The 14266-nt window shown below is 46.2% G+C and carries 12 protein-coding genes and 1 pseudogene; 2 read left to right on the top strand and 11 right to left on the bottom strand.

Annotated features, from left to right (window positions below; genetic code table 11):
• Window positions 1-197 (top strand): annotated as a pseudogene (locus OQJ75_RS14780) (IS4 family transposase); the annotation flags it as partial.
• A gap of 77 nt (window positions 198-274) precedes the next feature.
• Here OQJ75_RS14780 and purD read toward each other — a convergent pair.
• Entirely contained in the window at window positions 275-1564 is a 1290-nt protein-coding gene (gene purD, locus OQJ75_RS14775) for a phosphoribosylamine--glycine ligase (protein ID WP_265973860.1), read from the bottom strand.
• Between the two features lie 295 nt (window positions 1565-1859).
• Window positions 1860-3452, bottom strand: a complete 1593-nt coding sequence (gene purH / locus OQJ75_RS14770) for a bifunctional phosphoribosylaminoimidazolecarboxamide formyltransferase/IMP cyclohydrolase (RefSeq protein ID WP_265973861.1) — start codon at window positions 3450-3452, stop codon at window positions 1860-1862.
• Window positions 3453-3777: 325 nt separating this feature from the next.
• Between purH and zntR the strand changes: the two genes are divergently transcribed.
• Window positions 3778-4218, top strand: coding sequence for a Zn(2+)-responsive transcriptional regulator (gene zntR, locus OQJ75_RS14765; RefSeq protein ID WP_048612394.1), 441 nt, complete (start codon window positions 3778-3780; stop codon window positions 4216-4218).
• Window positions 4219-4307: 89 nt separating this feature from the next.
• Here zntR and fis read toward each other — a convergent pair whose 3' ends face one another.
• The 9 genes from fis to OQJ75_RS14720 form a co-directional block, all read right to left on the bottom strand.
• Window positions 4308-4604, bottom strand: coding sequence for a DNA-binding transcriptional regulator Fis (fis, locus tag OQJ75_RS14760; RefSeq protein ID WP_004729744.1), 297 nt, complete (start codon window positions 4602-4604; stop codon window positions 4308-4310).
• 23 nt (window positions 4605-4627) lie between these two features.
• On the bottom strand, window positions 4628-5596 hold the full coding sequence (dusB, locus tag OQJ75_RS14755; RefSeq protein ID WP_032546269.1) for a tRNA dihydrouridine synthase DusB: 969 nt from the start codon (window positions 5594-5596) through the stop codon (window positions 4628-4630).
• Window positions 5597-5736: 140 nt separating this feature from the next.
• Window positions 5737-6624, bottom strand: coding sequence for a 50S ribosomal protein L11 methyltransferase (gene prmA / locus OQJ75_RS14750; RefSeq protein WP_265973865.1), 888 nt, complete (start codon window positions 6622-6624; stop codon window positions 5737-5739).
• Between the two features lie 172 nt (window positions 6625-6796).
• A complete protein-coding gene (accC, locus tag OQJ75_RS14745) occupies window positions 6797-8140 on the bottom strand; it encodes an acetyl-CoA carboxylase biotin carboxylase subunit (RefSeq protein ID WP_265973866.1) in 1344 nt (447 codons plus the stop codon).
• Window positions 8141-8155: 15 nt separating this feature from the next.
• Complete coding sequence (gene accB, locus OQJ75_RS14740) at window positions 8156-8605, bottom strand: acetyl-CoA carboxylase biotin carboxyl carrier protein (protein WP_017083823.1); 450 nt, start codon at window positions 8603-8605, stop codon at window positions 8156-8158.
• 74 nt (window positions 8606-8679) lie between these two features.
• Window positions 8680-9129, bottom strand: coding sequence for a type II 3-dehydroquinate dehydratase (gene aroQ, locus OQJ75_RS14735; RefSeq protein WP_265973867.1), 450 nt, complete (start codon window positions 9127-9129; stop codon window positions 8680-8682).
• Between the two features lie 322 nt (window positions 9130-9451).
• Window positions 9452-11401, bottom strand: coding sequence for an acetate--CoA ligase (gene acs, locus OQJ75_RS14730; RefSeq protein ID WP_265973868.1), 1950 nt, complete (start codon window positions 11399-11401; stop codon window positions 9452-9454).
• 218 nt (window positions 11402-11619) lie between these two features.
• Window positions 11620-12252, bottom strand: a complete 633-nt coding sequence (locus OQJ75_RS14725; RefSeq protein WP_017630889.1) for a 3'-5' exonuclease — start codon at window positions 12250-12252, stop codon at window positions 11620-11622.
• 11 nt (window positions 12253-12263) lie between these two features.
• The gene (locus OQJ75_RS14720; RefSeq protein ID WP_265973869.1) at window positions 12264-14096 is read right to left on the bottom strand and encodes a DUF294 nucleotidyltransferase-like domain-containing protein; all 1833 of its coding nucleotides are present in this window, start codon (window positions 14094-14096) and stop codon (window positions 12264-12266) included.
• Between the last annotated feature and the right edge of the window lie 170 nt (window positions 14097-14266).

Raw genomic sequence — 14266 nt, 5'->3', positions numbered from 1 at the left:
CGATGGCACTTCGAGATATTCAAGATGAGCTAATGTGGTGTGCTATCGCCTCCCCAGGTTCGATTCCCAAAAAGCTGCGGGCTATGAGAGAGCGAGTGAAACGTTATATTTTGCCCGAAAAACAAAAACGGCCCAAAGATAGGACCGTTCGTTTTAGTAAGACTCGCTACACTGGGCGATCTAAACACCTTAAATGATAGGTGTTGGCCTATTGAGGCGCCTTTTTCTGTTATTCACTTGCTGTCGCTCGAATCTAAGCGAGCAACAAGATTGTTTACTGCTCTTGTTCGCGCGCAATCGCACGGTAACCAATGTCATTGCGGTGGAACATACCATTCCAACTAACTTGCTTCGTCAATGCGTAAGCGCGCTCTTGAGCTTCAGAAACCGTGTTACCCAGTGCCGTTGCACAAAGTACACGACCACCGTTTGTCACCACATCGCCAGCTTCGTTATTTGTCGTACCCGCGTGGAAAACCTTTTGGCCTTCAACTTCGCTTGTTGGTAGTGAAATAACGTCACCTTTTGCGTAGTCAGCAGGGTAACCGCCAGCCGCAAGAACAACACCGATAGAAGCGCGTGGATCCCACTTTGATTCTGCTTCGTCTAGTTTCTCGTCGATAGCCATTAGGCAAAGCTCAACAAGGTCTGACTCCATACGCATCATGATAGGTTGCGTTTCTGGATCGCCGAAGCGGCAGTTGTATTCGATAACTTTAGGTGTGCCGTCAGCATCGATCATTAGGCCTGCGTAAAGGAAACCCGTGTAAGGTGCGCCTTCTGCGTCCATACCACGTACCGTTGGGTAGATAACTTCCTCAAGGATACGGTTGTGGATTTCAGGCGTCACAACTGGAGCTGGAGAGTAAGCACCCATACCGCCAGTATTAGGCCCCGTGTCTTTGTCGCCAACACGTTTGTGATCTTGGCTGGTGGCCATAGGAAGCACGCTAGAACCGTCAACCATTACGATGAAGCTTGCTTCTTCGCCTTCAAGGAACTCTTCGATAACCACGCGGCTGCCAGCTTCGCCAAATGCGTTGCCCGCTAGCATATCTTTGATTGCGTCTTCAGCTTCTTCAAGGGTCATCGCAACGATAACGCCTTTACCCGCCGCAAGACCGTCAGCTTTTACTACGATTGGAGCGCCTTGCTCACGTACGTAAGCGATAGCTGGCTCAATCTCAGTGAAGTTTGCGTAGTAACCCGTTGGGATGTCATGACGAGCTAGGAAGTCTTTAGTGAATGCTTTCGAACCTTCAAGCTGTGCTGCTGCTTGAGTTGGACCAAAGATAGGAAGACCCACTTCGCGGAATGCGTCAACTACACCAATAACTAATGGTGCTTCAGGGCCAACGATAGTCAGTTCGATTTTTTTCTCTTGAGCAAACGCCACTAAACCAGCGATGTCTTCAACGCCGATGCTTACGTTCTCAAGTTTAGGCTCAAGTGCAGTACCTGCGTTACCTGGAGCGATGAATACTGTTTCAACGTTTGGGTTTTGTGCTGCTTTCCACCCCAAAGCATGTTCTCTACCGCCAGCACCAATAATAAGTACATTCATTTTATTTATCCTTTGATAGCTGCGCCATATTGTTAATCTCTGCGTCGAGCTTGCTTATTTATAGTTATAAACTCCGCGAGCTCTCCTTGACCTTATCAATATGGCTTTGCTCTAAAATGAAAAATTTCTAAAACTAAGAGTATTTCAAATTAGCTAAATTAAATAAGTTTTGCTCAAAGTAGTTGGTGATGTGGCTAGGCAGCAATTGAGCCCATCCCCGGGAGCATAGTCCACTATGTGACCGGGGTGGGCGAAAGCAGCTAACGACGCCACAGTGCCAAATACGAAGAGGGAATTAGTGGCGGAAGTGACGCATGCCAGTAAAGATCATCGCCATGCCGTGTTCGTCTGCTGCTGCGATAACTTCGTCATCACGCATAGAGCCGCCCGGTTGGATAACACACTTGATGCCAGCTTCTGCTGCCGCGTCGATACCGTCACGGAATGGGAAGAACGCGTCAGATGCCATTACACAACCTTCAACCTGTAGACCTTCGTCTGCAGCTTTGATGCCTGCGATTTTCGCAGAGTAAACGCGGCTCATTTGGCCAGCGCCTACACCAATTGTCATATCGCCTTTTGAGTAAACGATAGCGTTAGATTTAACGTACTTCGCTACTTTCCAGCAGAATAGGGCATCTTTTAGCTCTTCAGCTGTAGGTTGGCGCTTAGAAACCACTTTCAGGTCGTCTTCAGACACCATGCCTTGGTCGCGGTCTTGAACTAGCAAACCACCGTTAACGCGTTTCACGTCAAAGCCTGTTGTCTTAGTTGTCCACTCACCACACTCAAGTAGGCGAAGGTTTTTCTTAGCCGCTACGATTTCTACTGCTTCAGCAGAAACTGATGGTGCAATGATAACTTCAACGAATTGACGCTCAGTGATAGCCGTTGCTGTTGCCGCGTCTAGTTCACGGTTGAATGCGATGATGCCGCCAAATGCAGATGTTGGGTCTGTTTTGAATGCGCGGTCGTAAGCTTCTAGGATGTCTTCACCTAGTGCAACACCACATGGGTTAGCGTGCTTAACAATCACACATGCTGGCTCGTTGAACTCTTTCACACACTCAAGTGCTGCGTCAGTGTCAGCGATGTTGTTGTAAGAAAGTGCTTTACCTTGGATTTGATGAGCTGTAGATACAGACGCTTCTTCAGGGTTCGCTTCAACGTAGAAAGCGGCTGCTTGGTGGCTGTTCTCACCGTAGCGCATGTCTTGCTTCTTCTCGAACTGTTGGTTGAACGTACGAGGGAATTTGCTCTCTTCATCGCCTTCCTTGTTCGCGCCGTAGCTAGGAACCATAGTGCCGAAGTAGTTAGCGATCATGCCGTCGTAAGAAGCTGTGTGCTCGAATGCTGCGATAGCGAGGTCAAAGCGAGTCTCTAGCGTTAGAGATTGCTCGTTCGCGTCCATTTCAGCCACAACACGCTCGTAGTCGTGTGCGTTAACAACGATAGTCACGTCTTTGTGGTTTTTAGCAGCAGAGCGAACCATTGTTGGACCGCCGATGTCGATGTTCTCAACAGCGTCAGCAAGGGTACAACCTTCTTTAGCAACGGTTTCTGCGAATGGGTATAGGTTTACAACAACCATATCGATAGGGTTGATACCGTGAGTTTCCATCACGTCATCATCTTGGCCACGACGGCCTAGAACACCACCATGAACTTTTGGGTGCAGAGTCTTAACACGGCCATCCATCATTTCTGGGAAACCAGTGTAGTCAGATACTTCTGTAACAGAGATGCCTTTTTCAGCAAGCAGGCGAGCAGTGCCACCGGTAGATAGGATATCTACACCACGGTTAGCAAGAGCTTGTGCAAATTCAACGATACCAGTTTTGTCTGATACGCTGATTAGAGCGCGGCGAATTGGACGAGCGTTATTCATGCTTCCATCTTCCTCAAATTCATGGGGTTAAAATAAAGATATTTGCCAAAAAAGAACTTGTTTCTATCTTCTTAGCGTGGAGTATCTTAGATACCTGTAAGAGATAAAATATTGGCCAGTTTTGGTAAAGACCTTTTGGGTTAGTCTTATGATTAAGCTATAAGATAACCAACTCCAAATTTGATGGCGCAGATTCTAACTAATTTATTACAAAAAAGCTCGCGCAATCGTTTGGCATCTCAAAATTAATTATGAAAAGTGCCATTTCAGCCTGAAAAGTAACGATAAGGTTAATTGTGGAATGGACGAAACAGTAGGAAAAAACATGTTTCAGATCGGTGAATTAGCGAAGCGATGCGGTGTGACAGCCGATACTTTGCGATTTTATGAGAAGAATAACTTGATCGCGCCAGCCAGTCGCAGTGAGTCGGGTTATCGCCTATATGATGAAAATAACCAGAAACAGGTGACGTTTATTCTCAAATCTAAAGCGTTGGGGCTGAGTTTGGACGAGATTAAAGAATTGCTTGAGATTCGCCTCGAGGCCACACAGCACAGTTGCGCCGAAGTGAAGTCGATTACCTCAGCAAAATTAGAGATGATTGATGAGAAGATCACTGAGTTAACTAAGATTCGCACCGCACTTAAAAAGATTAATGATGCGTGTTGCGGCCACGTAGACGACGATGCAAGCCATTGTTCGATTCTGGCAGCCTTGGATTCCGCAAACGTCGACAAAGGGCGCTGTTGTCGCACTGGAGAGTAATCAGCCACCTATCACGGTTCGACAAGCCAAAAAAAAGCCAAACTCAACAATGAGCTTGGCTTTCAATTCAATAAATTACGAAAGAACGATTAGTTCATGCCGTATTTTTTAAGTTTCTTGCGAAGAGTACCGCGGTTAATACCCATCATGGTTGCTGCGCGAGTTTGGTTACCGCGAGTGTACTGCATGATAGTGTCTAGTAGTGGCTGTTCAACTTCAGCTAATACTAATTCGTATAACTCGCTGACTTCTTGACCGTTTAATTGAGCAAGGTAATTTTTCAATGATGCTTTAACTGAGTCACGTAGTGGCTTCTGCGTGATTTGGTCTTGTGATGTAACTGTAGTTACTGTCAATGCTTCTGAAGTCAGATTTTGTTCGAACATATTCGGTCTAGCTCTTCTCGTAATTATGGTGCAACGTTATCAAAAAAACCTTCTAGCGCTTCAAGCTGCAGATCACCTGCTTCGAATGCGTTGAAGGTACGGCGAAACTCACTCGCTTGTTCATGTTCTTTTAGATACCAACCCACATGCTTACGAGCGATGCGAGGGCCTAAAAACTCTCCATAAAATTCATGTAGAGCGTGCACATGACCAAGCATGATGTCTTTCACTTCCGAAATCGGGAGTGGGTCCATCGTGGTGCCGTTTTCCAAATAGTGTAGGATTTCGTTAAAAATCCAAGGACGTCCTTGGGCAGGTCGACCTATCATTAAAGCATCAGCGCCGGTGTACTCCAGCACAAACTTCGCTTTTTCCGGACTATCGATATCACCGTTAGCGATAACCGGAATAGATACTGCTTGTTTCGCTGCTTTAATGTGTTTGTATTCTGCCTCACCTTTGTACATACAAGCGCGTGTTCTTCCATGGAGGGCAAGAGCTTGTATGCCGCAGTCTTCGGCTATTTTCGCGATTTGGACACAGTTTCTATTGTCTGTATCCCAGCCTGTGCGCGTTTTCAACGTTACTGGAACGTCGACAGCATTTACCACCGCTTTCAGAATGTCTTCAATGAGTTCTGGATGCTGCAGTAAGGCTGAGCCCGCAAGCTTTTTATTCACTTTTTTGGCTGGACACCCCATGTTGATATCGATGATTTGCGCACCGTTATCGACATTAAATTGAGCAGCCTCGGCCATAAGCTGTGGATCTGCACCAGCGATTTGTACTGAACGAATGCCCGATTCGCCTTCATGTACCATACGCTGCTGAGACTTTGACGTTTTCCAAACTTTCGGATTGGAGGACATCATTTCACTGACTGCCATCCCCGCACCGTAGCGAAGACACAACTCACGGAATGGTCTATCCGTTACGCCAGCCATAGGAGCGACGATTAGATTGTTCTTAAGTTGATAATTTCCGATTTTCAAAAATGTCATCACAGTTCTGTACCAGCAAGGGCGCGCATTTTACGCATTTTTTCGCTGCGTGAAAAGACTAATATTTGAGCATTTACAATTTGTTTTTGTAATTTGTTTAAATTTCAGTCAATTAGCGCCCAAAGTCTTGTCTAGCCTTGCTTGCGACCTGAGATTCGACACCATTCTTGTTGTTCGATGATCGGATCAATGTGAAGCTCATCACGATAATAAGTCGCAACATCTTCTGCTTGTGTATCTAAAACACCCGACATCGCAAGTACACCATTTGGCTTAACTAAGCCTTTGATGATGCCAGAAAGGTCGCGTAATGGACCTGCAAGAATGTTGGCAACAACAACGTCTGCTAGCAAACCTTCCGGTTGATCTTGTGGCAAGAACACCTCTAGTTGCGCAGCAACGCCATTGCGTTGTGCGTTGTCTTTTGATGCAAGCAGAGCTTGAGGATCAATGTCGATCCCGATAACTTTTGCCGCGCCTAGTTTGATCGCAGCGATCGCAAGGATGCCAGAGCCACAACCGAAGTCGATCACGGTTTTGCCTGTAAGGTCTAGGCCTTCAAGCCACTCAAGACACAATGCCGTTGTCGGGTGAGTACCTGTACCAAATGCAAGGCCTGGATCTAGCATTACGTTTACAGCGTCAGGTTCAGGGATATCGCGCCAGCTAGGGCAGATCCATAAACGCTCACCAAACTTCATTGGGTGGAAGTTGTCCATCCATTCACGTTCCCAATCTTTGTCTTCAATTTGCTCTACTTTATGAGCAAAGTCTGCAGGGAACATGTTGCTTGCTTTAATCTGCGCTAGAACGACACCAGTATCAGTCTCAGCGTCGTAAAGCGCGAGAATGTCAGTATCACCCCAAAGGCGAGTTTCGCCCGGCAGAGGCTCAAATACAGGGGTATCTTGTGCATCCAGGAAAGTTACAGAAAGAGCACCAGTCTCTTCCATTAACATGTCGCCGATTTGTTCGGCATTTTCATTGGTCGCATTAAGCTTGATTTGAATCCAAGGCATGGCTGCATCTTCTATATGAGAAAAATTGGATGGGGAGTCTAGCAGAAAATATGAGCAAATTCACCAAAACCCCATGGAATATAAAAGAGATTATGGATTGATTTTTTCGAGAGCTTTAAAAACAAAAAATGCCCACCGAAGTGAGCATTTTACCTGTTCTTAAAAGAACGGATTATGACAAGCCAAGTTTCTTCTCAAGGTAGTGGATGTTTGCACCACCGTGTTGGAAGTTTTCGTCGTTCATAATAGACAGTTGAAGCTCGGTATTAACGTTAATACCTTCAATAATCATTTCACCCAATGCGTTCTTCATACGAGCGATAGCAACATCACGGTTCTCACCGTAAGTGATCAGCTTACCAATCATTGAATCGTAGTGTGGTGGCACTGTGTAACCTGTGTAGATGTGAGATTCCCAACGTACGCCCATGCCACCTGGTGCGTGGAAACGTTCAATCTTACCTGGTGAAGGTAGGAAACGAACTGGATCTTCAGCATTGATACGACATTCGATTGAGTGGCCGCGCAGCTTAATATCATCCTGAGTGAATGATAGAGGCTGACCAGCTGCAATACGTAGCTGTTCTTTCACTAGGTCGATACCCGTTACCATTTCAGTAATCGTGTGTTCAACCTGGATACGAGTGTTCATTTCGATGAAGTAGAACTCACCGTTCTCGTATAGGAATTCAAATGTACCTGCACCGCGGTAACCTATCTCAATACATGCACGAGTACAACGTTCGCCGATGTACTTACGCATCTCTTCAGTGATACCTGGAGCTGGCGCTTCTTCCACTACTTTCTGGTGACGACGCTGCATTGAACAGTCACGCTCACCTAGGTGGATAGCATTGCCTTGACCATCTGCAAGCACTTGTACTTCAATGTGACGTGGGTTTTCTAGGAATTTCTCCATGTAAACCATGTCGTTGTTGAAACATGCTTTTGCTTCAGCACGAGTCATCGCGATAGCTTCTGTTAGTTCTGCTTCAGAACGAACAACACGCATACCACGACCGCCGCCGCCGCCAGATGCCTTGATGATAACTGGGAAGCCAATGCGCTTAGCGTGTGCTTTGTTTCTGGCTTCGTCGTCATCAAGAGGACCGTCAGAACCTGGTACACAAGGTACGCCAGCTTTTTTCATTGACGTGATAGCTGACACTTTGTCACCCATCATGCGAATGGTCTCAGCTTTAGGTCCAACAAAGATAAAGCCACTGCGTTCTACCTGTTCTGCAAAGTCTGCATTTTCAGATAGGAAGCCGTAGCCAGGGTGGACAGCTACTGCACCTGTAACTTCAGCTGCGCTGATGATACGAGGGATGTTTAGGTAGCTATCGATACCACGAGCTGGACCGATACAAATGGTTTCATCTGCAAGCAGTACGTGCTTAAGATCACGGTCAGCAGTTGAGTGAACCGCTACCGTTTTAATGCCAAGCTCTTTACATGCACGCAGAATACGTAGTGCAATCTCACCACGGTTCGCGATTACTAATTTATCTAACATAATGAGTGCTCTCTATTATTCGATAATTACTAGAGCTTGGTCGAATTCTACTGGTTGACCGTCTTCAACTAGGATAGCTGTTACAACACCAGATTTATCAGCTTCGATTTGGTTCATCATTTTCATTGCTTCAACGATACATAGCGTTTCGCCAGCCGTTACAGATTGACCAACTTTAACGAATGGTTTTGCGTCTGGGCTTGGAGCGCCGTAGAAAGTACCAACCATTGGAGAAAGAACTTGGTGACCCGCTGGAACTGCAGGAGCTGCTGCTTCTGCTGCTACAGGTGCCGCCGCAGGTGCTGCCGCTACAGGAGCTGGAGCCGCTGCATATTGAATAGGCGCTGCAGATACAGGGCTGTTACGACTGATTCGTACTGACTCTTCACCTTCAGAGATTTCTAGCTCAGAAATACCAGACTCTTCAACCAATTCGATTAGCTTTTTGATTTTGCGAATATCCATTGTTTCTTTCTCTTTATCTGTTGATTGAACTTACTCTTTGACTGAGTAGGTTAGTAATAGTTCGTTGTTTTTATTTACTTTGCGTTGAGCTTGTTGAGCGCAGCCGTCAAAGCAAATTGATAACCTTGGGCACCTAAGCCACAAATCACACCTTCTGCTTTATCAGATAGGTAAGAGTGGTGACGGAATGGTTCACGTGCGTGAACATTCGATAGGTGAATCTCAATAAATGGGATAGCAACACCAAGTAGTGCATCACGCAACGCCACACTGGTATGTGTAAAGGCCGCTGGGTTGATAATAATGAAATCAACATTTTGATAAGCACTATGGATAGCTTCAATCAGTTCATACTCACGATTTGACTGTAAGTGAGACAGCTCAACATCTTGTGTTTTCGCTTGCTCGGTCAATGAGCTAATAATCTGGTCAAGTGTTTGAGAACCGTAGTGTGCAGGCTCTCTAAGGCCTAACAGGTTAAGGTTTGGGCCATTTAAAACTAGAATGCGAAACTTTGTAGACATTGTGGGGCTATCTTCCTTTATCGTGTTTACGAATGTGAATGTTGCCATTTTATTGAAAATTTGGGGTTAATTTCCAGTAAGAAAAACCCAAATTTAAAAATTAGAACCAGATTATAGCTAATTCAGCGCAAATCGCAGCAATTTACTGGTCTAATCTCCTATAAGTACAGCATGGAATTGTTACCAACTTAACAAAAAAGCGTCTTAGCCTTAATTTGGGGCGGGATATTTGAGATCAAGATCAGCCATAAAAAAACCGCCACATAGGTGACGGTTTAGAAAGGGCTGTTTTAAACAGTGATTAGCTGCTGTGACTGGTTGCTTATGCCAGTTCTGCTTTCTCGGCAATCAGCTTATCAACCACGCTTGGGTCGGCCAGTGTCGAGGTATCACCTAGGTTACCTGTATCACCAGTCGCGATTTTACGCAGGATACGACGCATGATTTTACCAGAACGAGTTTTTGGTAGAGAGTCAGTCCAGTGCAGTACATCTGGCGTTGCAATTGGGCCAATCTCTTTACGTACCCAATCTTTCACTTCTTTATGAAGCTCTGCAGTTGGGAACTCACCATCATTCAGCGTGATGTAAGCGTAAATCGCTTGGCCTTTAATATCATGAGGGATACCCACAATCGCGGCCTCAGCGATCTTATCGAACGCTACTAGAGCCGATTCAATCTCAGCGGTACCCATACGGTGACCTGATACGTTAAGCACGTCATCGACACGACCAGTAATCCAGTAGTAACCATCTTCATCGCGACGAGCGCCGTCACTGGTGAAGTACATCCCTTTAAAAGTAGAGAAGTAAGTCTGTTCAAAACGGTCATGATCGCCATGAACGGTACGCATTTGTCCAGGCCAAGAATCTAGAATGACTAGGTTGCCGTCGGTTGCGCCCTCAATGATGTTACCCATGTTATCAACCAGCGCAGGTTGTACACCGAAGAATGGACGTGTTGCTGAACCTGGTTTTAGATCGGTCGCGCCCGGTAGTGGTGCGATTAAGATGCCGCCCGTTTCAGTTTGCCACCATGTATCAACAATTGGAGATTGCTCATTACCGATTGTTTTGTAGTACCACTCCCACGCCTCTGGGTTGATAGGTTCACCCACTGAGCCCATGATTCTTAGGCTGTCACGAGAAGTACCTTCAACGGCTTCATTGCCTTTTGCCATCAATGCACGAATAGCCGTTGGTGCAGTATAAAGAATATTAACTTGGTGCTTATCGACTACTTCACTCATGCGACTGGTGTTCGGGTAATTTGGTACGCCTTCAAACAAAATAGTTTTTGCACCATTGGCAAGCGGTCCGTAAACAAGGTATGTGTGACCGGTAATCCAACCCACATCGGCTGTACACCAGAAAGTTTCGCCTTCTTGGTAATCGAATACGTATTTGAAGGTCATTGCGGCATAAACCAGGTAGCCACCTGTGGTGTGCATTACACCTTTAGGCTTACCTGTGGAACCAGACGTATAAAGAATGAAGAGAGGATCTTCCGCATTCATCTCTTCTGGTGGGCAATCCTCAGATACGTTTGCGATAGCATCGTGCCACCACACATCACGGTGTTCGTGCCAAGCAACATCACCGCCAGTGCGTTTGAATACTACAACCTTCTCGATGTTCTTCACTTCAGGATTCGTCAGTGCTTCATCGACGTTTTTCTTCAGTGGAACAGCACGGCCGCCACGCACGCCTTCATCGGCAGTGATCACGACTTTAGAGTTGGAATCGATAATACGACCAGACAGTGCTTCAGGTGAGAAACCACCGAATACCACTGTGTGAACCGCACCGATACGGGTACATGCCAGCATGGCTACTGCCGCTTCTGGCACCATTGGCATGTATAAACAAACCACATCACCTTTGCGTACGCCTTGCTCTTTTAGAGCATTTGAAAACAGGCATACATCTTTGTGCAGTTCATTAAAAGTTAGAGTTTTGTCATCAGCCGGGTCATCGCCTTCCCAGATGATAGCGACTTCATCACCGCGCTCAGCAAGGTGACGGTCGATACAGTTAGCCGAAACGTTAAGCGTGCCATCTTCAAACCAGCGAATATCAATGTGGCCTGGGTCGAAAGAGGTATTTTTTACTTGTGTAAAAGGCTTAATCCAATCAACGATTTTTCCGTGTTCACCCCAAAAGCCTTCAGGGTCAGAAACAGATTGTTGGTACATGGCTAGGTAAGTGTCATTATCCGCGTGTGTGGTTGATTTAATACTTTCTTTTACCGGATAAACGTGGGCTTCACTCATTGCATCTCTCCTTGTGCCTACATTCTTAATGAACTGGCAACTTCCTTTGTGTTCAGTTTCTAAGTCTATTACAGGACTGTCGTTGTGCTATCACTCTCGGCTAGGACGGCGATTTCCACAATTAGACTTTAGGATGAGACGCCGCTTTTCACTTACAAAATAGCGAGTTAAGTTCATTTTTGAGATGTTGCTCTCTATGTAGAAAGCCAGTGGTTGAATTAAGAGTAAGAAGAGTTGAAGCGGGGCAAGTCGCCGTGCTTTAGGCGAACAAAGATCAGCGCAGCGGAGATAGCGTCTTGTAATGCATCATGTTTATTGACTGGAATAGGCAAATCGAGCTGGCGACAGATGGCATCCATACTGAGGTCGAAGTAGGCATTGGGCAACTGTCTTTCGAGTTTGTCTTGATAGAGTTGGCTCACTTCGACTAATCGGTTAGGCAGTGGAAATCCGAGCTGTTTTAAACAGGCGCGGTCGAGAATTTTCTTGTCATAGCGGATGTGATAGCCGACTAAAGGACGATTACCAATGAAACTCAGTAGCTCTATTAGGGCTTGTTTCTCTTCGATGCCATGCTTGAGATCTTGATGGCGAATGCGGTGGATTTTTATCGAATTGCAATCGAGTGATTGAGGCGCCCGCAGCCGCACTTCAAAAGGTTGGCTGGTAATGATTCGGTTACCGATGATCTTTGTCGCGGCAATGGTCACCAGTTCGGCTTGATTGGGATCGAGGCTGGTGGTTTCACAATCGAGTGAGACATATTCTTGATGAGCAGGCGCAGTAAATAGAGGCTGATACGCAGAGCCTTTGAGCTTGTGGTGCCAGTAATAGCGAACCAGTCTATTCATCGTTCAATCGCCTAGTCCCTTATCTGATAGTGGTAGCCAAGCCATTGCTTGAATTTCTTAACCACGTGCAAGCTATGACGAAGCAGATCTCGGTCAGCTCGTTCCATTAGTTTGACGTCGATTTTATTGCTGCTGTGCTGTTGCGATAGGCGTTGTGATAAGCGCCACTTAAAGAACTGCTTGAGCGCTTCATTGAGGTTATCCGCGGTGCTTTGCTCTAGTACCTTCTTATTCACGAGATGCTCAATGCGTTCGAAGGTGTTATTTACCGTGACACCATGTTCAAGGCTCAGCGCTCTCACACCATGAACAATTGGGAAAATACCGCCTTGTTTGATGTCGAGTCCTGACTTGGACTGTTTCACGTTACCAAACAGGGTCAGGGGAACCGAGAAGTTCAGAGCAGGGCGGCAGAACTCGGTCAGAATCAACTCTTGTCCGAGCATTAAATCACTCAAGTGCTGTTTGACCGGTTTTAATAATTCCCTGTTACCCGCCACTGCGTGTGCGTCCGCCATGATGGCGATATCCATCACTGTCTCTGGCGTTGCTTTTCTTACCCAACTAGTGAGGGTTTGTTTCCACTCTTGCTCTGAATGCACCCATTTCGGATTGTTGACCATCACGTTGCCTGGGCATAACGGATAACCCAATTGCTGCAGTGTGTGGGTGAGGTCGTTCATGGCACTTTGGCATTGATGCCACTCCAAACCATCTTGAATTATTAGCGCGTTGTCTTGATCGGTTTTGAGGATTTGTTCTCCACGCCCCTCAGAACCCAACACGATCAGGCAACAATGGTTGTGCAGCGCTGGCGGGATAACCAACTCAAATGCTTTCTCTATTATCTGTTCATTTACGGCTGAAATTAGCTCCATGATAAAGCGTGTACGAATGCCATTACTGAGTAGGCTTTCGACCAATTGACGCTGTTTGTTGGAAGCCATTGCCAGTTCTTCAATGCTGGTGGCTCGCGCAATTCGCAAAGTAAGTACGTGCGAGTGAGTGGAGAACGCGCTGAGTATTTGCGTCATATCGACCATGCCCACTGCGTTTTGACCATCACAAACCATCAGCCTTTTTACGCGATTTCGGGTCATGGTGATCATGGCATTAAACAAGAAATCGCCTTGATTAACATGCAACACAGGGAAGGTTGCTATCTCGCCAACCGCAGTATCTAGAGGGCGATTATCGAGCATCACCGCGTGCAATAAATTGGTCCGTGTGACGATTCCATACGGGAAGGAACATGATGATCCAAAAGCTTTTGGAACATCATGATCTAAATGAACCAGAGCCGAGTCCAACCCTTGTTCTTTCAGGGTTTGAGTGACTTGATTAATCGGTTGGTTGGGTTCGAGTATCAGTGGTGGGTGATAAATAGAGTCGTCTACTTTGGTTAGTATGAACTCGGCAAGATTTTGTTGCTGCTGAGCGGCTTCAATCAGTGCTTTTCGGGTTGATAGGTTACTATCAAAGTAAGCCGCGAACTGACCATTGGCGTGGTAAAGCTCAAGGAAGATATCGGTTGGTAATAGATAACTTAAGGTATCTTCCAGCGCGATATATTGGTGCTTGGTGTGAGGCTCAAACTGACTACGCACATCGAAAATATCGTCATTGGCATAGTGCGCGTAGATCTCACCATCGCTGCTGGCACGTTCTTCGACGGCTCCTTTAATCAGAATATGCAGGTGGCGACTTGGGCGGTCGGCCTCCAATATCACCTCGTGCGCTCGGTAATAAACCACATCTAATGAGGAACGCAGCGTTAACTGTTCCGCGTCGGACAGGCTATCGAAGGGCGGGTGCTGCATATTAAATTTATCAGGCATAAGCATCGAAAGAGTTAGGAGTCTCTTTTCAGTCTGACAAATTACCAGCGAAGCTCCAGACGACTTTAGTCTAAATGCGATCGTGAGGGCTGTTGAACACTGGATACTTTAACCAAATGGGATATCGATATTCATTGAATACAGGAATGCTATCTCTTCAATAATTCCCTTTTTCA

The sequence above is a fragment of the Vibrio sp. 14G-20 genome, assembly GCF_026241515.1.
GTDB lineage: Bacteria > Pseudomonadota > Gammaproteobacteria > Enterobacterales > Vibrionaceae > Vibrio.
Note: the sequence above shows the minus strand (reverse complement) of the source record. Positions and strands in the feature narration are given on the sequence as shown.

Coding starts and splice junctions, on each gene's coding strand:
- purD (WP_265973860.1), bottom strand. CDS start 1,564: ATGAATGTACTTATTATTGGTGCTGGCGGTAGAGAACATGCTTTGGGG.
- purH (WP_265973861.1), bottom strand. CDS start 3,452: ATGAATAACGCTCGTCCAATTCGCCGCGCTCTAATCAGCGTATCAGAC.
- zntR (WP_048612394.1), top strand. CDS start 3,778: ATGTTTCAGATCGGTGAATTAGCGAAGCGATGCGGTGTGACAGCCGAT.
- fis (WP_004729744.1), bottom strand. CDS start 4,604: ATGTTCGAACAAAATCTGACTTCAGAAGCATTGACAGTAACTACAGTT.
- prmA (WP_265973865.1), bottom strand. CDS start 6,624: ATGCCTTGGATTCAAATCAAGCTTAATGCGACCAATGAAAATGCCGAA.
- accC (WP_265973866.1), bottom strand. CDS start 8,140: ATGTTAGATAAATTAGTAATCGCGAACCGTGGTGAGATTGCACTACGT.
- accB (WP_017083823.1), bottom strand. CDS start 8,605: ATGGATATTCGCAAAATCAAAAAGCTAATCGAATTGGTTGAAGAGTCT.
- aroQ (WP_265973867.1), bottom strand. CDS start 9,129: ATGTCTACAAAGTTTCGCATTCTAGTTTTAAATGGCCCAAACCTTAAC.
- acs (WP_265973868.1), bottom strand. CDS start 11,401: ATGAGTGAAGCCCACGTTTATCCGGTAAAAGAAAGTATTAAATCAACC.
- OQJ75_RS14725 (WP_017630889.1), bottom strand. CDS start 12,252: ATGAATAGACTGGTTCGCTATTACTGGCACCACAAGCTCAAAGGCTCT.
- OQJ75_RS14720 (WP_265973869.1), bottom strand. CDS start 14,096: ATGCTTATGCCTGATAAATTTAATATGCAGCACCCGCCCTTCGATAGC.